This window comes from Jeotgalibacillus sp. ET6, assembly GCF_029667115.1.
Taxonomy (GTDB): Bacteria; Bacillota; Bacilli; order Bacillales; family Jeotgalibacillaceae; genus Jeotgalibacillus.
This window is the reverse complement of sequence record NZ_JARUIU010000013.1, coordinates 35,071-58,366: the sequence shown is the minus strand read 5'-3', so window position 1 is coordinate 58,366 and position 23,296 is coordinate 35,071. Positions and strand designations below refer to the sequence as shown.

Below are 23,296 nucleotides of genomic sequence, written 5' to 3'. Positions count from 1 at the left end.
AGCTCATTGTGTTTCTTGTAATTCTTGTACTAACGTTGACGTTTTTGGTTGTTTAGTTTTCAAGGTTCAAGGTGTTTTGTTTGTGTGTTGCTCTCTCAAGCGACCAAATCATCATACCATTTTTCAAAATAATATGTCAACACTTTTTTTAAAATGTTTTTGGTGGACTGATTTAAGTACGTCTAAAAGCGACGCTTATTAATATATCACCGGATTTTAAGTTGGTCAATACTTTTAAGGAAAAAAGATATTTTCCTTCTTTCGTTCATATGCTTTTAAAAATGGCTGTACGGGAAGGATGTGTATGAAAAATGGGGAAACACTTTTTTAGAAAGGGATATGAGACAGGCATCATTTTAATCATTATCACGCTGGTTGTTCTGCTCATTCCACCTTCTCCTAGTGTAATGAATGTAAATGGGGTTTGGCCGTCTCCCGGTATTTTGTATAAGGGTGATACAGGCGTGTCTTTGACTTTTAATGTTGAGCTTGGAAACGAATCAATTGTTTGGCTTGTAAAAGACCTTGAGGAAAAAGGAATTAAAAAAGCAACATTCTTTTTAGATCCTGCCTGGGTGGACAGACAAAAAGAAGTTGTAAAGGAAATCCAGCTTGCCGGGTTTGACATCGGGATTTATGATCTTCATCCTTCCCGCTACGAGTCACTTGAAGAAAAAGAAATTGCCAAACACCTCGAAGATCTAAGGGCTCTTTTTAAAGAACATAATCTTGATCCTGCTTATTACAGAACGAAGGACGAGCTTTTACCTCCATCAGTCGTAAAGGTAATGGCCAAGTATGACTTTATCGTGGTCAGCCATCAGCTTGAAGAAAAGGATCTGGTTTCTTCAAAAAGAATTCCGCTTCAAGGCGCGGTTGTTGAACTAAATGCAGACAATAAACTAGAGGATATGGAGAAAAACTGGACAAAATCGTATGAAGCTTTACAGAGTCATGGGAATGATGTTCCTTTTGTTTCTCTTCTGGAATTGCTGGCTTCTTCTGACAGCAAGATTAAATTACTGGATTAAAAAAAGCCGTGCAGAAAGTATGCACGGTCTCTTTAATTTAATTCACATTTACTTTTTTACTGCTTTTTGTTCCTTCAGACGGGCTTCTTTACGGGCCAGTCTTTCTTCCCGCTCTTTAACTGACCGCTTGTTGTATCGTGGCAATGCCAGAATTTGATAGGCATTGGTTGCAATCAGTGTGAACATAATGGTAACTAGCCAGTATCCTTCGTTGCTGCGAAGCACTGGAAGCCACTCAAGTGTGGTTACGACTACCATAAAAAACAAAGTGGACGGAAAAACTGAAGCTGTTGCCTGTTTGGACTTTAAAAATGCTACAAGTAATCCTGCAGCTAATAAAAACCCGGCCAAGCCAATGTACGGCAGCAGTGAGTCGCCTTCTCCGGCAAATGCCTGAAACCGAAAATACACTAAATCAAAAAGAACAAAAGCGACGAGAACAAGCTGCACTGCGTTCCATAATTTTAACGATCTGAATATTCCAAGGCCGAATTGATGAATGGTTAAGTAAGCAAAATACCCCATTTGACTGATGACACTAAACGTCATCCCTACGCCAATCATCCATACAATAACCGAAATCACTTCAACTGCATCCTGCCCATTTAATAAATCAACCAATTCATTCCAGCGCACAGCAATGCCAACAATTCCTGTTGTAATGCCGCCAACAAGCAATGTCATGGTAAAAAATCTAATCCAGCTTCGGATAGTCACGGTAAGATCCCCCAGCAATTAATTTACAAACTCTCCTTCGATTGTACCAATCACCATTTGAAAAATCCATGACTACGTTGTGAACGTGCATACTTTACCCCTGACTGCAAAAGATAAGAACTAGAGAAATAAGAGTTTGGGGGTGAACAACAGTGAGAAAAAAAGGAATCATTTTTGTCTTTGCATTCGTATGTTTACTATCGGCTTGTGGTGGTGAAAAAGCATCCAGCTATGAAGAGACCAAACAGATGGTCATTGACTTGTTAAAAACCAATGAAGGAAAAACGGCTGTCCAGGAGCTGCTGGCAGATGAAGAAATAAAGAAGGAACTGGTTTTAGATCAGGAAGTAGTTCAAAAATCGATTGATGAAAAACTGCTGTCAGAAGATGGACGTAAATTTTGGGAGAAAACATTCAAAGATCCTGCCTTTGCTGAAGTATTGGCGAAAAGCATGCATAAGGAGCATGAAGAGTTAATTAAAGGCTTGATGCAGGATCCAGAGTATCAGAAAATGATGCTCGATTTATTAAAAGATCCGTCCATCCAGGAACAAACGCTTACACTGATGAACAGTCAGGCATACAGAGAAGAAACAAAAAAACAATTGATTGAAGTCATGGAAAGTCCACTTGTTCAAAAGGAGCTGCAGGATATATTGTTAGAGGCAGCAAAAAAAATGGGAGAACAAAGTGGAGGCTCTTCTGGTGGTGAAACTTCTTCTGAAAGCTCGGCCGAAGGCGGCGGAGGAAGCGGTGAAGGTCAGGGCGGCGGCTCAGGCGGCGGAGATGAGAGCGGAGATACAGAAAGCGGAAGTGGATCATGAAAAAAGCAGTCTCCTGATTAACCAGGAGACTGCTTTTATTATGTGCGGTCGATTACCTGCTGGGCAATGTCCGCATAGATTTTGCCTAAACGGTGGTCTTCCCCGTATACTGATGGCGCAAAATCATTGTCGTCCCAGTCCGGCTGCTGAAGAGGGAGTTTGCCGAGCAGTTCAGTGCGGAGTTCATCCGCCAGCTTCTCTCCTCCCCCCTGACCAAAGACATACTCGCGTTCACCTGTTTTTTTACTTTCATAAAAGGCCATGTTTTCGACTACACCTAAAATAGAGTGATCGGTCTGCAGCGCCATGGCTCCCGCTCTTGCTGCAACAAACGCAGCAGTAGGATGAGGGGTGGTGACGATAATTTCTTTGCTTGATGGAAGAAGCGCATGCACATCAAGCGCCACATCTCCTGTTCCCGGCGGAAGATCGAGCAATAAATAATCCAGCTCTCCCCACTCCACCTCGGTAAAAAAGCTGTTTAGCATTTTCCCAAGCATCGGCCCGCGCCAAATAACCGGCGCGTTATCCTCTACGAAGAAAGCCATCGAAATGACTCTCACGCCAAATCGGTCCACTGGAATAATGCGTTCTCCTCTTACCACTGGCCGCTTATTAATTCCCATCATATCCGGCACACTAAAACCGTAAATATCCGCATCGATCAGGCCAACTTTTTTGCCTGCACGGGCGAGCGCCACAGCAAGATTAACGGATACCGTTGATTTACCTACGCCGCCTTTACCGCTTGCGATGGCGATAAATTGAACCTTGTTGCCTGGAGAGAGCAGATTATCTTCTACCGCTTCTCCCGCCTGTCCTCTAAATTGCTCAAGTGCTTCAGGCGGCAATTCGGTAAAGCGAATGCCAACCGACTCTGCTCCTGCACCCTTTAATGCTTCAACTACTGCCATTTGCAGCTGCATCTGCTCCGCTGTTCCGGTTTTTGCCAAAGCAATTTTTACACTGACATGTTGTTTCTCTTCCTTAATCGAAACTTCAACAATTCCGCCTGTTTCTGCGAGTGTTGTATGTAGGATCGGATCATTCATTGAGCCGATGAGTTCATGTACTTGCTGTTCTGTCATCAACTGCAGACACTCCTTCACTTGTATTCGTTTTCATCCTATGTCAGTATAACATAGGAAAAAACGAAAGTCTGTGGCGGGAGCTTACAGAATCATGAGCTTATAATTCTTCTTCAAGGCTGTCTTCTTCTGAGTAATGACGCAGAATCCCAAAGTAAATAGATGCCGCAACCCGCTGCTGATATTCATCCTGCAGCAGCCAATACCGCTCTTCCGGATTCGATAAAAAACCGGCCTCTACTAAAATGCCAGGCGTTTCTGCGTGACTCAGCACATAAATACCATCAATTGTTTTAGCTTTGCGGGTATTTTTAGGCAAATGACGAACGAGCTCGTGCTGCACAAAACGCGCAATCCTTTCGTTGTCATCGTGATAGGTTGTATAAAACGTCTGAGCACCGCTCCATTGCGTTTGCGGAATCGCATTTAAATGAATGCTGATAAACAGATCATTATCCTTATCGTTCATAAGCTCCAGTCTGTTTTTTAAATCCTCCCTTTTACGGTCCCGGTACCCCTTAGTTGCCTCACTTGCTAAATCCATATCTTGTTCACGTGTCATGCGCACAATCGCACCTTGTTCCTCCAAATAAGCCCGTAGCTGCTTAGCGATTTTAAGCGTTAAATTTTTCTCTAAAATGGTTTCGTAATTGGCGCCTCCATCTGCCCCTCCATGCCCTGGATCAAGAACGATCACCTTTCCAGCCAAAGGCATCCGCCATTCCTCAATAGCACTAATAACCATGCGGTCCACACGCATCCCGAGAATAGCTGCAGCAAGGAGTACGAACATACTAAGGAAAATGACCTTTTTTTTCATTCAACGCCCACCTGTCATATAGAATGATGAATTACTATATGCTTGTCTCGGCATCTATAGAAGAAAAAGCGGTTCGTGAAGGGGTTGTTTGCACACAAAAAAGCTCCCGGCCGCAGGGGCTGAGAGCTTTGGAAAAGACAGATTAACGTTTTGAGAACTGAGGTGCACGACGAGCGCCTTTAAGACCTGGCTTCTTACGCTCTTTCATACGTGAGTCACGAGTTAATAGACCCGCGCTTTTTAGTGCTCCACGGTATTCAGGATCCACATGAAGCAATGCACGTGAAATTCCGTGACGGATTGCTCCAGCTTGACCAGTGTAGCCACCACCGTTAACATTTACGAAAATATTGTAGTTACCAAGAGTTTCTGTAATGTTAAGTGGTTGTTTGATTACTTCGCGCAATGCTGCGAATGGAATGTAGTTTTCAACTTCGCGTCCGTTAATCACGATTTGTCCGTCACCTGGTACTAGACGTACACGTGCTACAGAACTTTTACGACGACCTGTTCCGATATATTGAACTTGTGCCAAGATAATTCCCTCCTCTTAATTTAAATTAACCGCGCAGCTCGTAAGCTGTTGGCTGTTGTGCTGCGTGTGGGTGTTCAGCTCCAGCATAAACGTGAAGCTTCTTGAAAATTTGACGTCCAAGAGAATTCTTTGGAAGCATTCCTTTGATCGCTAATTCAAGCATTTTTGTAGGGTAGTTTGTACGCATTTCTAATGCAGTACGCTGTTTCAAACCACCTGGGTGCAAGCTGTGACGGTAGTAGATCTTGTCAGAAAGCTTTTTACCTGTAAGGTGAATTTTTTCAGCATTGATGATGATTACGTGATCACCAGTGTCAACGTGTGGAGTGAATGTCGGTTTATTTTTACCACGCAGGATTGCAGCAACTTCACTAGCAAGACGTCCAAGAGTTTTACCCTCAGCATCTACTACGAGCCACTTGCGCTCTACTTCGTGACCTTTAGCCATAAATGTTGTACGCATGAGTTTACCTCCTAAATAAAGTTTAAAATGTTTCATCTATTCTTTTGAGCCGTATTTGTACACGTCACATTGATAAGGTCCGGGTCTCATCAAAGGGTGAAATACATACCATAGGCTATAATATAACGTTTCAACCCGTATGTCAAGAGAATGTTACACCAGGTCGAGTTGTTTTAGAAACTTTTTTTATTTCCTTTTGAAATGAGTCAGTTCAGCTGATTTCTGTAGGCAACGTCCCACAAATACAGGCCATGGGGAGGGGCTGTTTTTCCTGCTGCGCTCCGGTCTTTCGCTTCAAGCATTACAGGTATATCCTCCGGCTGGTATTTGCCGCTTCCTACTTCAAGGAGAGTGCCCACCATGATGCGGACCATATTGTATAAAAAGCCATTGCCTTTCACAATAAAGATCCATTCGCTTTCTTGTTCGATAATGTCAAACTGTTCAATCGTCCGGACCCGATCAACAACAGCCGATTTCGCAACGGAGAAGGTGGTAAAATCATGTTCGCCTAAGAAGTGTGCGGCAGCTGCTCTCATCTGCTCAATATCAATCGTAAGGGGATGGTGAACCGCATAGTGCCTCCTAAAGGGGGTTGGGTGTGTTTCCCTTTCAATAATGTAGCGGTATTCCTTGCTTACAGTCCAAAAGCGTGCGTGAAAATCATCTTCTACCTGCTCTGCACTTTTTACCACCACATCATTGGGCAGCTTTTGATTTAACACAGCAGGCCAGCGATCAGCCGGAATTCGGCTCTCTGTGTCAAAATGAATCACCTGGCCTACAGCGTGCACACGAGCGTCTGTACGGCCACTGGCAGAGACCCGGGTCTTCTTCCCCTTATGCACCTCTGTCAGCGCTCTTTCAAGCTCTCCCTGGACTGTGCGCATCCCTGGCTGCACCTGGTAGCCAAAGAATGCTGCCCCATCATACGAAATAATACATTTGAATCTAGGCACATTAAATCCTCCTTACAGCCAATATCTCAAGCCGCCCAGCACTCCGGCCAGCAGAACCAGAGAAAGCAGCGCAAACGTGTCACGGAGCTGCCAATGCAGCAGTCTGTATTTTGTACGCCCTTCTCCTCCTCTGTACCCTCTGACCTCCATCGCAGTAGCTAAATCCTCTGCGCGCTTAAATGCGTTTACGAATAATGGGATCATGAGTGGTACGACAGCTTTAATGCGGTCTTTTACAGGTCCGCTTGACATATCAGAGCCTCTTGCCATTTGTGCTTTCATGATCTTGTCCGTTTCATCCATTAAAGTAGGAATAAACCGCAGAGCAATTGACATCATTAATGCAAGCTCATGGGCTGGAAAACGGATTTTTTTTAATGGATTAAGCAGGCTTTCCAGTCCATCTGTAATCGAAATTGGCGTAGTTGTTAATGTCAGCAGCGACGTCATAAACACGAGCAGTAAAAATCGGGTGGAAATCATCAGCGCCTGCCGCACGCCTTCTTCATAAATGGTGAAAATACCAAGGTCTACGATCACCTGACCTTCTCTTGCAAAGAACAGCTGAAGAATAAAAGTAAAAGCGATCAGAATCATAACAGGCTTCAGGCCGCTGATTAGAAATCGGACTGTAATGCCTGACAGCCAGATAGAGGAAAGCGTGAAAACCGCAGCCAGCCCGTAGGCCCAGACATTATCAGCTAAAAAGATGATGGCGATAAAAGCAAATACGAAAACCAGCTTCGCCCGGGGGTCCATTTTATGAACGAATGAATCTGCCGGAATGTAACGACCGAAAATCATTTTTTCCATCATGCTATCGGACCTCCTGTCTGCTTTTTCCACGCTGCAGCAAGCTCATCGATTGATAAGCAGACACCAGGAAGTGTATGACCGGTTTTTTTCTGGAGAAGACGTTGAAAACGAACAACTTCCGGTACGCCCAGTCCCCACTCAGCCAGCCTGTCTGCATCATCAAACAGCTCCCTCGGCGACGCCTCATGCACTTTGCGCCCTTTATTTAACACGACGATTTTGTCAGCGTATGAAGCCGCATCCTCCATACTGTGGGTAACGAGGATCAAGGTCAGATTTCGTTCTTTGTGAAGCTGATAAAACATATCCATGATTTCTTTTCGTCCCCGCGGATCCAGTCCGGCAGTCGGCTCATCAAGCACTAAAACCTCCGGCTCCATCGCAAGCACGCCTGCAATCGCCACACGCCTCATCTGGCCCCCGGATAAATCAAAAGGGGATTCCTCTAAAATTTCTTGCGAAAGTCCCACCTGTTCAATCCAGTACCTTGCCCGTTCCTGTGCTTCTTTCTCAGAGACGCCAAAATTCATGGGACCATAGCAAATGTCCTTCATTACGTTTTCTTCGAATAATTGCTGTTCGGGAAACTGAAACACAATGCCGACTTTCTGACGAATCGGCTTCAAATCCTTTTCTTTTCGACCTGCTTTTACCGTACGATCTCCAATCATCACAGACCCTGATGTTGGTTTTAAGAGCGCGTTCAGATGCAGTAAAAGGGTGGATTTCCCTGAACCTGTATGACCGATAATCGCTACACATTGACCGCTTGGGATTGTAAAGGATATATCCTCTATCGCTTTTTTTTCAAAGGGCGATCCTGCTGCGTAGCGGTATTCTACTTCTTGAAGTGAGATGTCCATAGCTCATTCACCAACTCTTCTTCTGTTAAATGCTGTCCTGAAAGCTGAATGCCCTGGTCTTTTAAGGCGTTGCCCATTTTAATGGAAAAGGGAAGATCCAGGCCAAGACTTACAAGTTCTTCACCCAGTTCAAAAATTTCCTTTGGTGTTCCTGTCCGGTAAACCTCTCCCTGATTCATCACGATCATCCGATCAGCCTTTGCCGCTTCTTCTAAGTCATGCGTGATGGAGAGAACGGTCATTTCCTGCTCTTCCTTCAGGGAACGGACCAGCTCGATCACTTCTTGACGTCCGGTAGGATCAAGCATGGACGTGGCTTCATCCAGGATAATAATATCCGGTCTGAGAGCAAGCACACTTGCCATAGCGACTCGCTGTTTCTGTCCGCCTGAAAGATGATGTGGCTCTTGATTTAGAAAATCGTCCATTTTCACCTGTTTGAGGGCACGGTTCACACGCTCAACCATTTCTTCATGAGGCACGCCATGGTTCTCCAAGCCAAAAGCCACATCATCTTGAACTGTTGTGCCGACAAACTGATTATCCGGATTCTGAAACACCATTCCAATATGCTTTCTTGTCTCCCAGACCGTATCCTTTTCTAGGGAAATGCCTACAATCCGCACGCTCCCCTGTTCAGGAAAGTAAAGTCCGTTCATTAATTTGGCAAGAGTGGATTTGCCCGATCCATTATGACCGACAATTGCTACCCATTCTCCCTCATCAACTGAAAAAGAAACATCCTTCAATACATCCTGGTCCCCGCCCGGATAACGGAACGTAATGGAGTCCAGTGAGATAATTTCTCGCGTCATAGTTAAAGCCTCCTGCCTAACCAGCATCAGGGTCCTCATAGATGGAGGAATTGAATTTCTGCCAGTTTCTCTCTCTACCTCTCTTTACTCTTCTCAACTGTTTAAAAAACCTTTTTAATACAAAAAAAGCGCGCACCTCATTCAAGGAAATGCGCCCGCTTCATTTAAAATCGTATAACGTTCCTATCCATTGTGACGATGGATGAATGAGGTGCTAAGAGCTAGACGAGTCAGACGTATAGTCTGCTCATCATAACACTCTGCTTTTTGCTTTGTCGTCGTATAAATCTGATAGCTTTAAAGAAAGAGGGCGAGAGCAGTTAGGCTCTAACTGTTCCGCCCTCTGTGGTGTGCGAATTAAACTAATTCAATGATTACCATTGGTGCGCCGTCTCCACGACGAGGACCAACTTTCATGATGCGTGTGTAACCACCTTGACGTTCTGCGTAGCGTGGTGCTACTTCGTCAAATAGTTTTTGCAGAGCGTAGAAGTTAACTTCTTTCTCTTCGCCTTTATCATTTGTTTTCGTTCTTACTTCGTGATCACGACGGATGTAAGCAGCAGCTTGACGGCGAGCGTGCAAGTCACCTTTCTTTCCAAGTGTGATCATTTTTTCTGCAACAGAGCGAAGTTCTTTCGCGCGTGTTTCAGTAGTCTCAATGCGTTCGTTCATGATCAAGTCCGTTGTAAGGTCACGTAGAAGTGCTTTACGCTGAGAACTTGTACGTCCTAACTTTCTGTAAGCCATGAAGGGTTCCCTCCTTTGTTGAAATTGTGTCTATCTTAATGTTGTATTCGTACAATGGATCAGTCTTCTCTTCGTAGACCTAATCCAAGATCATCTAATTTCGCCTTAACTTCTTCCAGGGATTTACGTCCGAGATTACGCACCTTCATCATGTCCTCTTCTGACTTATTCGCCAGCTCCTGGACTGTGTTGATTCCTGCACGCTTCAGGCAGTTGTAAGAACGAACGGACAGATCAAGTTCCTCAATTGTCATTTCAAGAACTTTCTCTTTCTGATCTTCTTCTTTCTCTACCATGATTTCTGCATTCTGTGCTTCATTCGTTAATCCTACAAAAATATTAAGGTGTTCAGTCAGAATTTTAGAACCTAAAGCTACTGCTTCTTTAGGACCAATGCTTCCATCTGTCCAGACATCAAGTGAAAGCTTATCGAAATTCGTCATTTGACCAACACGAGTGTTTTCAACTTGATAGTTTACACGTGAAACAGGTGTATAAATTGAATCGATTGGAATCACACCAATTGGAAGATCTTCACGTTTATTTTGGTCTGCCGGCGTGTATCCACGACCGCGGGACGCACTTAAACGCATGCGAAGATGTCCATTTTTACCGATTGTTGCAATGTACAGATCAGGATTGAGAATCTCAACATCACTGTCATGCGTAATATCAGCAGCTGTGATGACACCATCACCCTGTACATCGATTTCAAGTGTTTTTTCTTCATCTGAATAGATCTTTAATGCAAGCTTCTTGATATTCAAAATGATTGTTGTGACATCTTCTACGACACCTTCAATAGTTGAAAATTCGTGAAGAACACTATCAATTTGAATTGAAGTGATCGCAGCACCAGGAAGTGAGGATAACAGGATACGACGCAAGGAGTTACCCAATGTTGTACCATATCCACGCTCAAGTGGCTCTACAACGAATTTTCCGTATTTGGCATCATCGCTGATCTCAACCGTCTCGATTTTTGGCTTTTCAATTTCGATCATTCAAATTTACCCTCCTTCAAAACGTCGAAACTCCGGATATTAATTCTATGAATCATTCCGAAATTCCCCATGTCTATCATACCCATTGTGCTTTACAACCGGATCTTTCATTTCTGCACGAAGGAATCTATGATCCATTATCGACAAGGATCCAGATTTTATACAGAAAAATTAAACACGACGACGTTTCGGCGGGCGGCAGCCATTGTGAGGTACTGGAGTAACGTCTTTAATTGCCGTTACGTCAAGACCTGCTGCTTGTAGTGCACGGATCGCAGCTTCACGACCTGCACCAGGACCTTTTACTGTTACTTCAAGAGTTCTCAAACCATGTTCCATTGAAGCTTTAGCTGCAGTTTCTGCTGCCATTTGAGCCGCGAACGGAGTTGATTTACGAGATCCTCTGAAACCAAGTGATCCAGCACTTGACCATGCAATTGCATTACCATGAGTGTCTGTAATCATCACGATTGTATTATTAAAAGTTGAGCGAATGTGAGCAATACCAGCTTCGATATTCTTTTTCACACGACGCTTACGAGTTTGTTGTTTACGTGCCATGTTAAGAAGAAACCTCCTTTACTAATTATTTTTTCTTGTTAGCTACGGTCTTACGAGGACCTTTACGTGTACGTGCATTGTTCTTCGTGTGCTGTCCGCGAACAGGAAGTCCACGACGGTGACGAAGGCCACGGTATGAACCGATTTCCATTAGACGCTTGATGTTCAGGGATACTTCACGGCGAAGGTCACCTTCAACTTTCAAATTGTCCACGATTTCACGGATTTTGTTAAGCTCATCTTCAGTAAGGTCGCGAACGCGAGTTTCCTGAGATACGCCTGCATCAGTAAGAATTTGTTGTGCTGTTGATTTTCCAATACCAAAAATATACGTTAGAGAGATCACTACGCGTTTGTCACGCGGAATGTCTACACCAGCAATACGTGCCATTCAAAGAGCACCTCCTTCTTTATTAGCCTTGTTTTTGTTTATGCTTTGGATTTTCGCAAATCACCATTACTTTGCCGCGTCTGCGGATGACTTTACACTTTTCGCAGATCGGCTTAACAGATGGTCGGACTTTCATCTTATCTAAACCTCCTTAGTGGGTCGGAGTGCAAAAGATTATTTGTAACGGTAAGTGATACGGCCACGCGTCAAGTCATATGGAGATAGCTCCACTGTTACTCGGTCGCCTGGTAGGATTCGAATAAAATGCATACGAATTTTACCGGATACATGTGCAAGCACATTGTGACCATTCTCTAATTCTACCTTAAACATTGCGTTAGGCAAAGTCTCAACTACGGTTCCTTCAATCTCGATAACATCGTCTTTCGCCATCGAACATGTCTCCCTTCTTTATCAAACTTTCAGGGTCTCATGGACATATGAGTGAACTGCGTGACGCAGCTTCCCATTAGTCACACGCCCAGTTTCGGATATACTGCTTTGAACCGCCGGGGATATATAATCACATGAAGTCAAATGCTGAATGTTTTTCTTCTTGGGACGGTCGAACTTCCGGCGTTCTCCATCCGCAATCAAAACAAACGTATCATCCAACCGATGAATGACAACCGCGTATACTCCTGTATCACGGCCCTTGTTCACCTGCACAATCTGCCCTATCCCGGGGGGCGAATCGGATTTAAACAATTAGGATCACCTTCACTTAGGCTTTTGTCAGGATTTCGTAACCGTCCTCAGTGATCGCAATTGTGTGTTCAAAATGAGCACACAGTTTACCATCTACAGTTACTACTGTCCAGTTATCAGAAAGAGTTTTAACATAACGACTTCCTGCGTTCACCATCGGTTCAATGGCTAGTACCATGCCGGGCTTTAAGCGTGGCCCTTTGTCAGGCGGACCGAAATGAGGGATTTGTGGTGCCTCATGCAAGTCTTGCCCAACTCCGTGCCCTACATACTCACGTACGACAGAAAGACCATTGCCTTCCACGCACGTTTGAATAGCATGAGAAATGTTCGAAAGACGAACACCCGGTTTAGCTTCCTTCAGACCAAGGAAGAGTGACTCTTCCGTGACATCAAGCAGTTTCTGTGCGTCGGCCGAAATGATTCCGACCGGATAGGTCCAAGCTGAATCGCCATGATAGCCTTTGAAATACGCGCCAATATCAATGCTGATAATGTCACCGTCCTTCAATTTCCGGCTGCCCGGTATACCATGGACAAGCTCTTCATTCACTGATGCACAGATACTTCCGCTAAAACCATTGTATCCTTTAAAGGATGGAACAGCGCCATGCTGACGGATATACCGATCAGCAATGTCATCCAGTTCCTTCGTCGTGATCCCAGGCGCAATATGCTTTTGCAACTCCTGATGGGTTAACGCAACAATCTTGCCTGCTTCGCGCATGATCTCGAGCTCTCGAGGCGTCTTGCAAATGATCATTAGCGAAGGCCCCCGAGCAGTTCATCAATGTCAACGAATACTTTTTTAATATCCTGTTGGCCATCAATGTCCTTTAACACGCCCTTTTGACCATAGAAATCAAGAAGTGGCTGCGTTTGCTTCATATTAACATCTAAACGATTTTTGACAGTTTCAGGTTTGTCATCTTCACGCTGGTACAATTCCCCGCCGTCTTTATCACAAATACCTTCTACTGCAGGAGGATTAAAGATGGTATGATAGGTTGCCCCACAGACTGTGCAAATCCAGCGGCCTGTAAGACGCTTAATCAACTCTTCTTTTTCCACCTTAATGTTTAGAACATAGTCTAATTTTTTGCCAAGATCAGTCAGTAACGCATCAAGCGCATCTGCCTGAGCAACTGTTCTTGGAAATCCATCGAGTAAAAATCCATTTTGGCAGTCATTCTGGCTAAGGCGTTCACGTACAATCCCGATGGTTACTTCATCAGGCACCAGGTCTCCCTGGTCCATGAACGATTTAGCTTCTAAGCCTAATTCTGTGCCGTTTTTAATCGCGGAACGGAACATATCCCCGGTGGAGATATGAGGAATCTTATACTTTTCAACGATTTGTTCTGCCTGTGTACCTTTTCCGGCACCAGGTAAACCCATTAAAACAATATTCACAAGTAAGCCCCCTCAGTCTTGATGGGCTCCGGGGCTGTAACCCCAAAACCAGTGATTATCTCATAAATCCTTTGTAATTACGTTTCACAAGCTGCGCTTCCAATTGCTTCATCGTCTCCAGCGCAACCCCTACGATGATCAATAGGCTTGTTCCGCCTATTTGAACAGACTGAGGAAGTCCAGCTAAATTAATAAAGAAAATTGGGAGAATCGAAACAACTGATAAGAAAATTGCTCCCACAAACGTTAATCGGTAAAGGACGCTCGTCAGGTAATCCTGAGTCGCTTTGCCCGGGCGAATACCTGGGATATAGCCGCCTTGCTTTTTGAGGTTTTCAGCCATGTTTTCGGGATTCACTTGTATGAAGGCATAAAAATACGTAAACGCAATAATTAAACCAACATAAATTGTCATACCGATTGGCTGAGTATGGTCAAATACTTCCTGGATCGTGGTGGTGATGTTGTTTGATCCAAAGAATGTTACCAGGGTTTGCGGAGTGATGATAAAGGAAATCGCAAAGATAACCGGAATAACACCCGCAGCATTCACTTTTAATGGTAGATGGGTCGATTGACCGCCTGCAGGAGCATTTTTGCCGCCTACACGCTTGGCATACTGTACAGGGATTTTACGCAGCGCCTGCTGAACAAAGATTACCCCGACTGTAATGGCAACGACTGCCAGTAAAAGTAAAAGCATGATCACAATATTCAAGAAAAGCTGTTCTCCAGCTCCTTGAATCTGCTGTACATAAATCTGATTAACGGCGTTAGGAATAGCTGCCACGATACCCGCAAAGATGATGATGGAAATCCCATTTCCAACTCCCTTTGCCGTGATTTGCTCTCCTAACCACATTAAGAAGGCTGTACCCGCCGTAAGAACGATTGCAATAAGCAAATATGTTCCTACAGATGTATCAGGAATCAAAGTTCCGCCATACATACGGTTAAACCCGTAAGACATCCCTATCGCCTGGATGAAACCAAGTACGATTGTGAAATACCTTGTAAATTGAGCCAGCTTTTTCCGGCCAACATCCCCCTGCTTCGCCCATTCCGCAAATTTCGGTACTACGTCCATTTGCAGAAGCTGAACGATGATGGATGCCGTGATGTACGGCATGATCCCCATCGCAAGAATTGAGAAGTTGATCAGTGCTCCGCCGCCAAATGTATTCATAAAGCCAATCAAGCCGGACATTTCATCCTGTGCCTGAAGAACCTGAGCATCTACACCTGGAACCGGAATGAATGTTCCAATTCGAAAGACCACCAACATTAAAAGGGTGAAAATAATTTTGTTTCTTATATCACCCACGCGCATAAAATTGGAGAGTGTCCGAAACATTATAGCACCTCAGTTGTTCCGCCAGCAGCTTCGATCGCATCTTTTGCAGCAGAAGAGAATTTGTGAGCTTTAACAGTTAGTTTCTTCTCGATGTTCCCTTTTGCAAGAATCTTGATACCTGCTCTTTCATTGCTTACAACACCTGACTCGATTAGAAGTTCTGGTGTTACTTCTGCACCTTCGTCAAAACGATTAAGTGCGTCAAGGTTCACAACTGCATATTCCTTGCGGTGGATATTTGTGAATCCGCGCTTAGGAAGACGACGAGCTAGTGGATTTTGACCACCCTCGAAGCCAGGACGTACTCCGCCGCCTGAACGGGCGTTTTGACCTTTATGACCTTTACCAGAAGTTTTACCGTTACCAGAACCGATACCGCGTCCTACACGGTTGCGTTCCTTACGAGATCCTTCTGCAGGTTTTAACTCATGAAGTTTCATAGTGGCACCTCCTTGTTGATAGACATTATATTAAAGTTCTTTTACTGATACCAAATGAGAAACTTTGTTAATCATACCACGGATCGCAGCATTATCTTGTTGCTCAACCGTTTGGTTTGTTTTGCGCAAACCTAGTGCTTCAACTGTTTTGCGTTGATCTTTATTACGGCCGATCAAGCTGCGAGTGAGGGTAATTGCTAGTTTATTCGCCATCAAATTTCCCTCCTTATCCTAACAGTTCTTCCACTGATTTGCCACGAAGCTTCGCGACGTCTTCAGCACGCTTAAGTTGCGTAAGACCGTTGATAGTGGCACGAACCATGTTGATTGGTGTGTTAGATCCTAGAGATTTAGACAGAATGTCAGCGACACCTGCAAGCTCAAGTACCGCACGAACCGGTCCGCCGGCGATGATTCCTGTACCAGGAGATGCTGGTTTGATCAGGATTGAACCTGCTCCAAAGCGGCCTGTTACAAGGTGAGGAGTTGTTCCTCCTACCATTGGTACTTCTACAAGATTTTTCTTCGCGTCTTCGATTGCTTTACGGATCGCATCAGGCACCTCTTGGGCTTTACCTGTACCGAATCCTACGTGGCCGTTCTTGTCGCCTACTACTACAAGAGCAGAGAAACGGAAGCGGCGTCCACCTTTAACAACCTTAGCGACACGGTTAATCGTAACTACGCGTTCTTCAAGTTCGAGTTTGTTTGGATCAATGCGACGCATCTGGATTGTCCCTCCTTTTTCTATTAAAATTCAAGTCCGTTTTCACGTGCAGCATCTGCAAGAGCTTTTACACGTCCGTGGTATAGATACCCTCCACGGTCAAATACGACTGATTTCAAACCTTTTTCTACTGCACGTTTAGCGATTAGTTCGCCTACTTTACCTGCAGCTTCAGCGTTTCCGCCAGCTTCAATACCAAGCTCCTTGTCAGATGTTGCAGCGCTGGCAAGCGTTACGCCATTCACATCATCGATTAGCTGAGCATAGATATGCTTGTTTGAGCGGAAGATGTTCAAACGTGGACGTGATTCTGTTCCAGTAATTCTGGAACGTACACGAGCATGACGTTTTTTACGTACCGCATTCTTGTTAGCTTTTGTAATCAATCAAGGTCACTCCTTTCATGCGCCTAAGCGGCATTATTTACCTGTTTTACCTTCTTTACGACGAACTTGTTCGCCTTCATATCGGATTCCTTTACCTTTATAAGGCTCTGGAGGACGTACAGCACGGATGTTTGCAGCAAGTGCGCCTACGCGCTCTTTGCTCGCACCCTTGATGATGATTTTAGTGTTAGAAGGAACTTCAACTTCGATTCCGTCTTCTGGAGTCATCTCAACCGGGTGAGAGTATCCAACGTTAAGGATCAGTTTGTTTCCTTGTTTTTGAGCACGATACCCAACCCCAACTAGTTCAAGGCCGCGTTCGAATCCTTTAGAAACACCTTGAACCATGTTGTTCAGGATCGCACGGGTTGTACCGTGGATTGTGCGGTGTTCTTTTGATTCAGAAGGACGGACTACTGTAAGTGTAGTGCCTTCCTGCTCAAATTTCATTTCTGAATTGAAAGTGAAAGTTAATTCACCTTTTGGTCCTTTAGCTGTAACGGTTGAACCGTTGAAAGTAAGCGTTACATCAGAAGGTACCTCAATTGGTTTTTTACCTACGCGAGACATTCTGTTGCACCTCCATTTCTTATCGAAAATATTACCAAACGTATGCTAGAACTTCTCCGCCAACTTGTTTAGAGCGAGCTTCCTTGTCCGTAAATACACCGTTGGAAGTTGACACTAGTGCGATTCCTAAACCATTCAATACACGTGGAACTTCGTCAGCTTTTGCATAAACACGAAGACCAGGCTTAGAGATTCGTTTAAGGCCAGTGATAACACGTTCGTTATTCGAACCATACTTCAAGAAGATACGAATAATCCCCTGCTTGCTGTCCTCGATGTATTCTACATCACGGATAAAACCTTCACGCTTAAGAATTTCTGCAATTTCCTTTTTCATGTTGGAAGCAGGAACCTCTAGCTTCTCGTGACGAACTTGATTCGCATTACGAATGCGAGTCAACAAATCTGCGATTGGATCTGTCATTGTCATATTATTTTACCTCCTTCCCAAAATCGGGTGTTACCAGCTGGCTTTTTTAACGCCAGGAATTTGACCCTTGTATGCTAGTTCACGGAAACAAATACGGCAAAGCTTGAATTTGCGTAGTACTGAGTGTGGTCGTCCGCAACGTTCGCAGCGAGTGTACTCTTGTACTTTGAATTTTTGTGTGCGTTTTTGCTTCGCAATCATTGATTTTTTAGCCACGTTTACGCCTCCCTTTTATAGAGATTACTTTTGGAATGGCATACCGAATTGTGTAAGCAATTCACGAGATTCTTCATCAGAACCCGCTGTTGTTACAATTACGATGTCCATGCCACGAACCTTGGATACTTTATCATAATCGATCTCTGGGAAGATAAGCTGCTCTTTAACACCAAGAGTGTAATTTCCACGACCATCAAATGACTTCTTAGAAATACCTCGGAAGTCACGTACACGAGGAAGAGATACAGAGATTAACTTGTCTAGGAATTCGTACATGCGCTCGCCGCGAAGCGTTACTTTCGCTCCGATTGGCATACCTTCACGCAGGCGGAATCCAGCGATTGATTTTTTAGCCTTTGTCACTAGTGGTTTTTGACCAGTGATTGTAGCTAATTCCTCAACTGCTGTATCAAGAGATTTAGTGTTTTGAACTGCGTCACCAACACCCATGTTGATTACGATTTTATCGATTTTTGGTACCTGCATCACTGAAGTGTAGTTAAATTTGCTAACTAGAGCAGGCGTGATTTCGTTATTGAACTTTTCTTTTAGGCGGTTCATTCTTGAGTACCTCCCTTCTTCTTGAACTATTTATCTAAAGATTCACCTGATTTTTTTGAAATACGTACTTTTTTGCCGTCCTCAACTTTGTAGCCAACGCGTGTTGGTTCATTCGTTTTTGGATCGATTAGCATCACGTTTGATACGTGAATTGCTGCCTCCATGTTTGTGATTCCACCTTGTGGATTCATTTGTGAAGGTTTAGAGTGCTTCTTGACGATGTTTACACCCTCAACAAGCACGCGGTCTTTTTTAGGGAAAGCAGCAAGAATTGTACCAGTCTTGCCTTTGTCTTTGCCCGAAATAACCATTACATTATCGCCTTTTTTAACGTGCATCCTATCGCACCTCCTTGATACGGTGGTTGTTGATCAATTAAAGAACTTCTGGTGCAAGAGAAACGATCTTCATGAAGCTGTTGTCACGAAGTTCACGAGCAACCGGTCCAAAGATACGTGTTCCACGAGGGCTCTTGTCGTCTTTTATGATGACACAAGCGTTTTCGTCGAATTTGATGTAAGTTCCATCAACGCGGCGTACTCCACTCTTTGTGCGAACTACAACAGCTCTCACAACTTCACCTTTTTTAACAACGCCTCCTGGTGTTGCTTGTTTCACTGTGCAGACGATCACATCACCAATATTAGCAGTTTTACGGCCGGAGCCACCTAGTACTTTTATGGTTAATACTTCACGTGCGCCAGAATTGTCAGCTACTTTTAAACGGGATTCTTGTTGAATCATGTAGGTTACCTCCCTTCGGAATAAACATATCCGAACAATATATTAGATAATAACCGCTTTTTCTACGACTTCCACTAGACGGAAACGTTTAGTTGCTGAAAGCGGGCGAGTTTCCATTACACGAACTACGTCGCCAATTTTGGCTTCGTTTTGTTCGTCGTGAGCTTTGTACTTTTTAGAGTATTTTACTCGTTTGCCATAAAGTGAATGTTTCTTTTGTGTCTCAACCAAAACTGTGATTGTTTTGTCCATTTTATCAGACACTACACGGCCGGTGTAGACTTTACGCTGGTTGCGTTCACTCATGCTGCAAACCTCCTCTCAGTTATCAGTTGTTAGCGCCGATTTCTCTTGCACGAATCACGGTTTTCATGCGAGCAATGGCTTTACGTACTTCACGAATACGAGCAGTGTTTTCCAGTTGCCCTGTTGCAAGTTGGAAACGCAGATTGAAAAGCTCTTCTTTAAGTGATTTAACCTTTTGTTCTATTTCAGCAGTGGTAAGGTCACGAATTTCATTAGCTTTCATTTGATTCACCACCAATTTCTTCACGTTTTACAAACTTACATTTGATTGGAAGTTTGTGCGCTGCAAGGCGAAGAGCTTCTCGTGCAACCTCTTCAGATACTCCTGCAATTTCAAACATAATCTTGCCAGGTTTTACAACCGCTACCCATCCTTCAGGAGCACCTTTACCAGAACCCATTCGGACTTCAAGAGGTTTTTTCGTGTAAGGTTTGTGTGGGAAAATCTTGATCCAAACTTTACCTCCACGTTTCATGTAACGAGTCATCGCAATACGAGCAGATTCGATTTGACGGTTTGTGATCCAGCTGGCATCAACTGCCTGAAGACCGTATTCACCGAAACTTACTTCTGTACCGCCTTTCGCTTGACCGCGCATTTTTCCGCGGTGTACACGACGATATTTAACGCGTTTAGGCAATAACATGATTAGTTTCCTCCTTCCTCGGCATTCTTCTTGTTCTTAGTAGGTAGAACTTCTCCACGATAGATCCATACTTTAACTCCGAGCTTACCATACGTAGTATCCGCTTCAACATGAGCGTAATCGATGTCAGCACGAAGAGTATGAAGTGGAACAGTACCTTCGCTATAATGTTCAGCACGTGCGATGTCTGCTCCGCCAAGACGACCAGAAACTTGTGTTTTGATCCCTTTAGCACCAGCACGCATTGTGCGTTGGATTGATTGTTTTTGTGCACGACGGAAAGACACGCGGTTTTCCAGTTGACGTGCAATGTTTTCACCTACTAGTTTCGCATCAAGATCTGCTCGTTTGATTTCAACGATGTTGATGTGAACACGCTTGTTTGTAATTTTGTTAAGGTCTTTACGAAGTGCTTCCACTTCCGTACCGCCTTTACCAATTACCATACCAGGCTTAGCAGTGTGAATTGTAATGTTGATGCGGTTAGCCGCACGTTCGATTTCAACCTTAGAAACAGAAGCTTCTTTAAGGCGTCCTTCGATATAATCACGGACTCTTAGGTCTTCGTGCAATAGATCTGCATAGTCCTTACCTGCGAACCATTTAGAATCCCAGTCACGAATGATACCAATTCTAAGTCCTATTGGATGAATTTTTTGACCCACGCGTTACCCCTCCTTTTTTTCAGATACCACGATTGTAATGTGGCTAGTACGTTTGTTGATTGCACTTGCACGGCCCATCGCACGTGGACGGAAACGTTTAAGTGTTGGACCTTCATTTACATAGGCCTCTGTAATCACTAGATTATTGATGTCCATATCGTAGTTATGCTCAGCGTTCGCTACAGCAGATTTCAATACCTTTTCAACAACGGGTGAAGCAGAACGTGGAGTGTGGTTTAAAATTGCAACCGCCTCGCCAACCTGCTTGCCTCGGATCAAATCTGCTACTAGGCGTACTTTACGAGGAGCAATACGAACTGTTCTCGCAACAGCTTTAGCTTGCATTAGGATAGCCTCCTCTCAATTAGCGTCTTGTTTTCTTGTCATCGTTGCCATGGCCTTTGTACAAACGGCTAGGTGCAAATTCACCAAGCTTGTGTCCTACCATGTCTTCTGTGACGTATACCGGTACATGTTTGCGTCCGTCATATACTGCGATTGTGTGACCGATGAATGCTGGGAAGATTGTTGAACGACGAGACCAAGTTTTAACAACTTGTTTCTTGTCTGCTTCATTAAGCTTCTCAACTTTAACCATTAAATGATCGTCCACAAAAGGTCCTTTTTTCAAGCTGCGACCCATATTGGAACCTCCCTTCGTGATTGCCCTACGGCTCGTCTTATGAACCGTAGCTCAATCCCGTTATTTTTTACGGCGACGTACGATAAATTTATCGGATTTGTTTGATTTCTTACGTGTCTTGTAACCAAGAGTCGGTTTGCCCCATGGTGACATAGGTGATTTACGTCCGATTGGTGCTTTACCTTCACCACCACCGTGCGGGTGATCGTTAGGGTTCATTACAGAACCACGTACAGTTGGGCGTTTGCCTAACCAACGAGAACGTCCTGCTTTACCAATGTTGATAAGCTCGTGCTGCTCATTTCCTACTTGACCAACTGTAGCGCGGCAAGTAGCAAGGATCATACGAGTTTCACCAGAGTTAAGACGCACAAGTACGTACTTACCTTCTTTACCAAGAACCTGAGCTGATGTTCCAGCTGAACGTACCAATTGTCCGCCTTTACCAGGTTTCATCTCGATATTGTGAATAACTGTACCAACAGGAATGTTGATAAGTGGAAGTGCGTTGCCTGTTTTGATATCCGCTTCCGGACCAGCCATAACTTCCATACCTACTACTAATCCCTTAGGAGCCAGGATGTAACGTTTTTCTCCATCAGCGTAATTGATTAATGCAATGTTAGCTGAACGGTTTGGATCATATTCGATTGTGGCAACGCGACCAGGAATGCCATCTTTGTTACGTTTAAAGTCGATGATGCGATACTGGCGCTTGTGACCGCCACCTTGATGACGAACGGTTAACTTACCTTGGTTGTTACGACCACCTTTGCGCTTAACTGGCGCAAGAAGCGATTTTTCTGGAGTGCTTGTTGTAATCTCAGCAAAATCAGAACTTGTCATGCCGCGACGACCGTTGGAGGTAGGTTTGTACTTTTTAATCGCCATTCTGTTCCCTCCTCTTCTATATTTCAGTTAGTTTTAAGCTTCGAAAAATTCGATTTCCTTGCTTGCTTCAGTAAGAGTTACAATTGCTTTGCGACGCTTGTTAGTGTAACCAGCATAACGTCCCATGCGCTTGTATTTCCCTTTGTAATTCATAATGTTAACTTTTGCAACATCCACACCGAAAACTTCTTCTATCGCATGTTTTACTTGTGTTTTATTTGCACGAGTGTTTACTTCAAACGTATATTTCTTCTCACCCATAAGGTCTGAAGAACGTTCAGTAATTACGGGGCGCTTAATGATATCACGAGCTTCCATTATACAAGCACCTCCTCTACTTTTTGAACTGCATCTTTCGTCATGATTAGCTTGTCGTGACCAAGCACGTCAAGAACACTGATTCCATTTGCAGATACGATTGTTACTCCAGGAATATTACGACCAGCTAATGAAACATTTTCATCAAGACCGTCAGTCACTACTAGGACTTTTTTGTCTACTGAAAGGTTTTTAAGAACTGATGCAAATTCCTTTGTTTTTGGCGTATCAAATGACAACGCCTCTAGTACTAGGAAATTCTCTTCAACCACTTTGGAAGAAAGAGCAGATTTAATTGCTAAGCGACGAACTTTTTTAGGAAGCTTGTAGCTGTAGCTGCGTGGTGTAGGTCCGAAGACTACGCCACCTCCACGCCATTGTGGTGAGCGGATTGACCCTTGACGAGCACGACCCGTACCTTTTTGACGCCATGGTTTACGTCCACCGCCGCGTACTGCTGAACGGTTTTTTACTTTGTGTGATCCTTGGCGAAGTGATGCGCGCTGCATTACTACTGCCTCAAACATCACTGAGTTGTTTGGCTCGATACCGAAGATTGATTCGTTAAGCTCGAATTCACCAGCTGTTGAACCATCCTGTTTGTAAAGAGATACTTTAGGCATTCCTGTTTCCTCCT

40 protein-coding genes are annotated in these 23,296 nt (G+C 44.1%); 2 read left to right on the top strand and 38 right to left on the bottom strand.

Annotation, left to right across the window (positions count from 1 at the left end):
- Nucleotides 1-311 precede the first annotated feature (311 nt).
- Nucleotides 312-1,031, top strand: coding sequence for a polysaccharide deacetylase family protein (locus P6709_RS18900; protein ID WP_278242466.1), 720 nt, complete (start codon nucleotides 312-314; stop codon nucleotides 1,029-1,031).
- Nucleotides 1,032-1,079: 48 nt separating this feature from the next.
- On the opposite strand, the gene P6709_RS18895 is transcribed toward P6709_RS18900, so the two are convergent.
- Nucleotides 1,080-1,748 (bottom strand): KinB-signaling pathway activation protein, encoded by a 669-nt coding sequence (locus P6709_RS18895; RefSeq protein ID WP_278242465.1) that lies wholly within the window; start codon nucleotides 1,746-1,748, stop codon nucleotides 1,080-1,082.
- Nucleotides 1,749-1,900: 152 nt separating this feature from the next.
- Here P6709_RS18895 and gerD point away from each other — a divergent pair, with 152 nt between their 5' ends.
- A complete protein-coding gene (gene gerD, locus P6709_RS18890; RefSeq protein WP_278242464.1) occupies nucleotides 1,901-2,572 on the top strand; it encodes a spore germination lipoprotein GerD in 672 nt (223 codons plus the stop codon).
- 38 nt (nucleotides 2,573-2,610) lie between these two features.
- Here gerD and P6709_RS18885 read toward each other — a convergent pair whose 3' ends face one another.
- The 37 genes from P6709_RS18885 to rplD all read right to left on the bottom strand — a co-directional run bounded on the left by P6709_RS18885 (nucleotide 2,611) and on the right by rplD (nucleotide 23,282).
- Nucleotides 2,611-3,663 carry a P-loop NTPase gene (locus P6709_RS18885; RefSeq protein ID WP_278242463.1) on the bottom strand — a complete coding sequence of 351 codons (1,053 nt, stop codon included), beginning with the start codon at nucleotides 3,661-3,663 and terminating at the stop codon, nucleotides 2,611-2,613.
- A 97-nt stretch (nucleotides 3,664-3,760) separates the two neighbouring features.
- A complete protein-coding gene (cwlD, locus tag P6709_RS18880) occupies nucleotides 3,761-4,480 on the bottom strand; it encodes an N-acetylmuramoyl-L-alanine amidase CwlD (RefSeq protein WP_278242462.1) in 720 nt (239 codons plus the stop codon).
- Nucleotides 4,481-4,622: 142 nt separating this feature from the next.
- Entirely contained in the window at nucleotides 4,623-5,015 is a 393-nt protein-coding gene (gene rpsI / locus P6709_RS18875) for a 30S ribosomal protein S9 (RefSeq protein ID WP_104059767.1), read from the bottom strand.
- Between the two features lie 25 nt (nucleotides 5,016-5,040).
- Entirely contained in the window at nucleotides 5,041-5,478 is a 438-nt protein-coding gene (rplM, locus tag P6709_RS18870) for a 50S ribosomal protein L13 (RefSeq protein ID WP_278242461.1), read from the bottom strand.
- Between the two features lie 206 nt (nucleotides 5,479-5,684).
- The gene (truA, locus tag P6709_RS18865) at nucleotides 5,685-6,437 is read right to left on the bottom strand and encodes a tRNA pseudouridine(38-40) synthase TruA (protein WP_278242460.1); all 753 of its coding nucleotides are present in this window, start codon (nucleotides 6,435-6,437) and stop codon (nucleotides 5,685-5,687) included.
- A gap of 12 nt (nucleotides 6,438-6,449) precedes the next feature.
- On the bottom strand, nucleotides 6,450-7,253 hold the full coding sequence (locus tag P6709_RS18860; RefSeq protein ID WP_278242459.1) for an energy-coupling factor transporter transmembrane component T family protein: 804 nt from the start codon (nucleotides 7,251-7,253) through the stop codon (nucleotides 6,450-6,452).
- Nucleotides 7,250-8,116 (bottom strand): energy-coupling factor ABC transporter ATP-binding protein, encoded by an 867-nt coding sequence (locus tag P6709_RS18855; RefSeq protein ID WP_278242458.1) that lies wholly within the window; start codon nucleotides 8,114-8,116, stop codon nucleotides 7,250-7,252. Before P6709_RS18855 ends, P6709_RS18860 begins: the two co-directional genes overlap by 4 nt.
- Nucleotides 8,092-8,931 carry an energy-coupling factor ABC transporter ATP-binding protein gene (locus P6709_RS18850; RefSeq protein ID WP_278242457.1) on the bottom strand — a complete coding sequence of 280 codons (840 nt, stop codon included), beginning with the start codon at nucleotides 8,929-8,931 and terminating at the stop codon, nucleotides 8,092-8,094. Before P6709_RS18850 ends, P6709_RS18855 begins: the two co-directional genes overlap by 25 nt.
- Nucleotides 8,932-9,288: 357 nt before the next feature.
- Entirely contained in the window at nucleotides 9,289-9,681 is a 393-nt protein-coding gene (gene rplQ / locus P6709_RS18845) for a 50S ribosomal protein L17 (RefSeq protein ID WP_278242456.1), read from the bottom strand.
- Between the two features lie 59 nt (nucleotides 9,682-9,740).
- Nucleotides 9,741-10,685 carry a DNA-directed RNA polymerase subunit alpha gene (locus P6709_RS18840; protein WP_278242455.1) on the bottom strand — a complete coding sequence of 315 codons (945 nt, stop codon included), beginning with the start codon at nucleotides 10,683-10,685 and terminating at the stop codon, nucleotides 9,741-9,743.
- A gap of 171 nt (nucleotides 10,686-10,856) precedes the next feature.
- Nucleotides 10,857-11,246, bottom strand: coding sequence for a 30S ribosomal protein S11 (rpsK, locus tag P6709_RS18835; RefSeq protein ID WP_041054868.1), 390 nt, complete (start codon nucleotides 11,244-11,246; stop codon nucleotides 10,857-10,859).
- A gap of 25 nt (nucleotides 11,247-11,271) precedes the next feature.
- Nucleotides 11,272-11,637 carry a 30S ribosomal protein S13 gene (rpsM, locus tag P6709_RS18830; protein WP_278242454.1) on the bottom strand — a complete coding sequence of 122 codons (366 nt, stop codon included), beginning with the start codon at nucleotides 11,635-11,637 and terminating at the stop codon, nucleotides 11,272-11,274.
- A gap of 22 nt (nucleotides 11,638-11,659) precedes the next feature.
- Entirely contained in the window at nucleotides 11,660-11,773 is a 114-nt protein-coding gene (rpmJ, locus tag P6709_RS18825) for a 50S ribosomal protein L36 (RefSeq protein ID WP_000868344.1), read from the bottom strand.
- A 38-nt stretch (nucleotides 11,774-11,811) separates the two neighbouring features.
- Nucleotides 11,812-12,030, bottom strand: coding sequence for a translation initiation factor IF-1 (gene infA, locus P6709_RS18820; protein WP_041054740.1), 219 nt, complete (start codon nucleotides 12,028-12,030; stop codon nucleotides 11,812-11,814).
- Between the two features lie 21 nt (nucleotides 12,031-12,051).
- Nucleotides 12,052-12,345 carry a KOW domain-containing RNA-binding protein gene (locus tag P6709_RS18815; RefSeq protein ID WP_336619017.1) on the bottom strand — a complete coding sequence of 98 codons (294 nt, stop codon included), beginning with the start codon at nucleotides 12,343-12,345 and terminating at the stop codon, nucleotides 12,052-12,054.
- A gap of 16 nt (nucleotides 12,346-12,361) precedes the next feature.
- Nucleotides 12,362-13,108 (bottom strand): type I methionyl aminopeptidase, encoded by a 747-nt coding sequence (gene map, locus P6709_RS18810; protein WP_278242453.1) that lies wholly within the window; start codon nucleotides 13,106-13,108, stop codon nucleotides 12,362-12,364.
- On the bottom strand, nucleotides 13,108-13,758 hold the full coding sequence (locus P6709_RS18805; RefSeq protein ID WP_278242452.1) for an adenylate kinase: 651 nt from the start codon (nucleotides 13,756-13,758) through the stop codon (nucleotides 13,108-13,110). Before P6709_RS18805 ends, map begins: the two co-directional genes overlap by 1 nt.
- Before the next feature lie 55 nt (nucleotides 13,759-13,813).
- Nucleotides 13,814-15,112: a preprotein translocase subunit SecY gene (secY, locus tag P6709_RS18800; RefSeq protein ID WP_278242451.1), complete on the bottom strand. Its 1,299-nt coding sequence runs from the start codon at nucleotides 15,110-15,112 to the stop codon at nucleotides 13,814-13,816.
- Nucleotides 15,112-15,552, bottom strand: coding sequence for a 50S ribosomal protein L15 (rplO, locus tag P6709_RS18795; protein ID WP_278242450.1), 441 nt, complete (start codon nucleotides 15,550-15,552; stop codon nucleotides 15,112-15,114). The genes secY and rplO overlap by 1 nt, the downstream gene beginning before the upstream one ends.
- Before the next feature lie 30 nt (nucleotides 15,553-15,582).
- A complete protein-coding gene (gene rpmD / locus P6709_RS18790) occupies nucleotides 15,583-15,765 on the bottom strand; it encodes a 50S ribosomal protein L30 (protein ID WP_041054725.1) in 183 nt (60 codons plus the stop codon).
- Nucleotides 15,766-15,778: 13 nt separating this feature from the next.
- Complete coding sequence (gene rpsE / locus P6709_RS18785) at nucleotides 15,779-16,279, bottom strand: 30S ribosomal protein S5 (protein ID WP_104059753.1); 501 nt, start codon at nucleotides 16,277-16,279, stop codon at nucleotides 15,779-15,781.
- 23 nt (nucleotides 16,280-16,302) lie between these two features.
- A complete protein-coding gene (rplR, locus tag P6709_RS18780; protein ID WP_278242449.1) occupies nucleotides 16,303-16,665 on the bottom strand; it encodes a 50S ribosomal protein L18 in 363 nt (120 codons plus the stop codon).
- Between the two features lie 33 nt (nucleotides 16,666-16,698).
- Nucleotides 16,699-17,235, bottom strand: a complete 537-nt coding sequence (gene rplF, locus P6709_RS18775) for a 50S ribosomal protein L6 (protein ID WP_278242448.1) — start codon at nucleotides 17,233-17,235, stop codon at nucleotides 16,699-16,701.
- 31 nt (nucleotides 17,236-17,266) lie between these two features.
- Nucleotides 17,267-17,665, bottom strand: coding sequence for a 30S ribosomal protein S8 (gene rpsH / locus P6709_RS18770; RefSeq protein WP_278242447.1), 399 nt, complete (start codon nucleotides 17,663-17,665; stop codon nucleotides 17,267-17,269).
- A 30-nt stretch (nucleotides 17,666-17,695) separates the two neighbouring features.
- Nucleotides 17,696-17,881 carry a 30S ribosomal protein S14 gene (rpsN, locus tag P6709_RS18765; protein ID WP_010285078.1) on the bottom strand — a complete coding sequence of 62 codons (186 nt, stop codon included), beginning with the start codon at nucleotides 17,879-17,881 and terminating at the stop codon, nucleotides 17,696-17,698.
- A 24-nt stretch (nucleotides 17,882-17,905) separates the two neighbouring features.
- Nucleotides 17,906-18,445, bottom strand: coding sequence for a 50S ribosomal protein L5 (gene rplE / locus P6709_RS18760; protein WP_041054706.1), 540 nt, complete (start codon nucleotides 18,443-18,445; stop codon nucleotides 17,906-17,908).
- A gap of 26 nt (nucleotides 18,446-18,471) precedes the next feature.
- Complete coding sequence (gene rplX / locus P6709_RS18755) at nucleotides 18,472-18,783, bottom strand: 50S ribosomal protein L24 (protein ID WP_278242446.1); 312 nt, start codon at nucleotides 18,781-18,783, stop codon at nucleotides 18,472-18,474.
- Between the two features lie 37 nt (nucleotides 18,784-18,820).
- Nucleotides 18,821-19,189: a 50S ribosomal protein L14 gene (gene rplN, locus P6709_RS18750; protein WP_041054699.1), complete on the bottom strand. Its 369-nt coding sequence runs from the start codon at nucleotides 19,187-19,189 to the stop codon at nucleotides 18,821-18,823.
- Nucleotides 19,190-19,231: 42 nt separating this feature from the next.
- The gene (gene rpsQ, locus P6709_RS18745) at nucleotides 19,232-19,495 is read right to left on the bottom strand and encodes a 30S ribosomal protein S17 (protein WP_278242445.1); all 264 of its coding nucleotides are present in this window, start codon (nucleotides 19,493-19,495) and stop codon (nucleotides 19,232-19,234) included.
- A 22-nt stretch (nucleotides 19,496-19,517) separates the two neighbouring features.
- Nucleotides 19,518-19,718: a 50S ribosomal protein L29 gene (rpmC, locus tag P6709_RS18740; protein WP_041054688.1), complete on the bottom strand. Its 201-nt coding sequence runs from the start codon at nucleotides 19,716-19,718 to the stop codon at nucleotides 19,518-19,520.
- Nucleotides 19,708-20,142 carry a 50S ribosomal protein L16 gene (gene rplP, locus P6709_RS18735; RefSeq protein ID WP_133378460.1) on the bottom strand — a complete coding sequence of 145 codons (435 nt, stop codon included), beginning with the start codon at nucleotides 20,140-20,142 and terminating at the stop codon, nucleotides 19,708-19,710. Before rplP ends, rpmC begins: the two co-directional genes overlap by 11 nt.
- Before the next feature lie 2 nt (nucleotides 20,143-20,144).
- Nucleotides 20,145-20,807, bottom strand: coding sequence for a 30S ribosomal protein S3 (rpsC, locus tag P6709_RS18730; protein WP_278242444.1), 663 nt, complete (start codon nucleotides 20,805-20,807; stop codon nucleotides 20,145-20,147).
- Between the two features lie 3 nt (nucleotides 20,808-20,810).
- The gene (rplV, locus tag P6709_RS18725) at nucleotides 20,811-21,152 is read right to left on the bottom strand and encodes a 50S ribosomal protein L22 (RefSeq protein ID WP_041054677.1); all 342 of its coding nucleotides are present in this window, start codon (nucleotides 21,150-21,152) and stop codon (nucleotides 20,811-20,813) included.
- A 19-nt stretch (nucleotides 21,153-21,171) separates the two neighbouring features.
- On the bottom strand, nucleotides 21,172-21,450 hold the full coding sequence (gene rpsS / locus P6709_RS18720; protein ID WP_278242443.1) for a 30S ribosomal protein S19: 279 nt from the start codon (nucleotides 21,448-21,450) through the stop codon (nucleotides 21,172-21,174).
- Nucleotides 21,451-21,510: 60 nt separating this feature from the next.
- Nucleotides 21,511-22,341 carry a 50S ribosomal protein L2 gene (rplB, locus tag P6709_RS18715; protein ID WP_278242442.1) on the bottom strand — a complete coding sequence of 277 codons (831 nt, stop codon included), beginning with the start codon at nucleotides 22,339-22,341 and terminating at the stop codon, nucleotides 21,511-21,513.
- 33 nt (nucleotides 22,342-22,374) lie between these two features.
- On the bottom strand, nucleotides 22,375-22,659 hold the full coding sequence (gene rplW, locus P6709_RS18710) for a 50S ribosomal protein L23 (RefSeq protein ID WP_041054668.1): 285 nt from the start codon (nucleotides 22,657-22,659) through the stop codon (nucleotides 22,375-22,377).
- Nucleotides 22,659-23,282: a 50S ribosomal protein L4 gene (rplD, locus tag P6709_RS18705; RefSeq protein ID WP_278242441.1), complete on the bottom strand. Its 624-nt coding sequence runs from the start codon at nucleotides 23,280-23,282 to the stop codon at nucleotides 22,659-22,661. Before rplD ends, rplW begins: the two co-directional genes overlap by 1 nt.
- Between the last annotated feature and the right edge of the window lie 14 nt (nucleotides 23,283-23,296).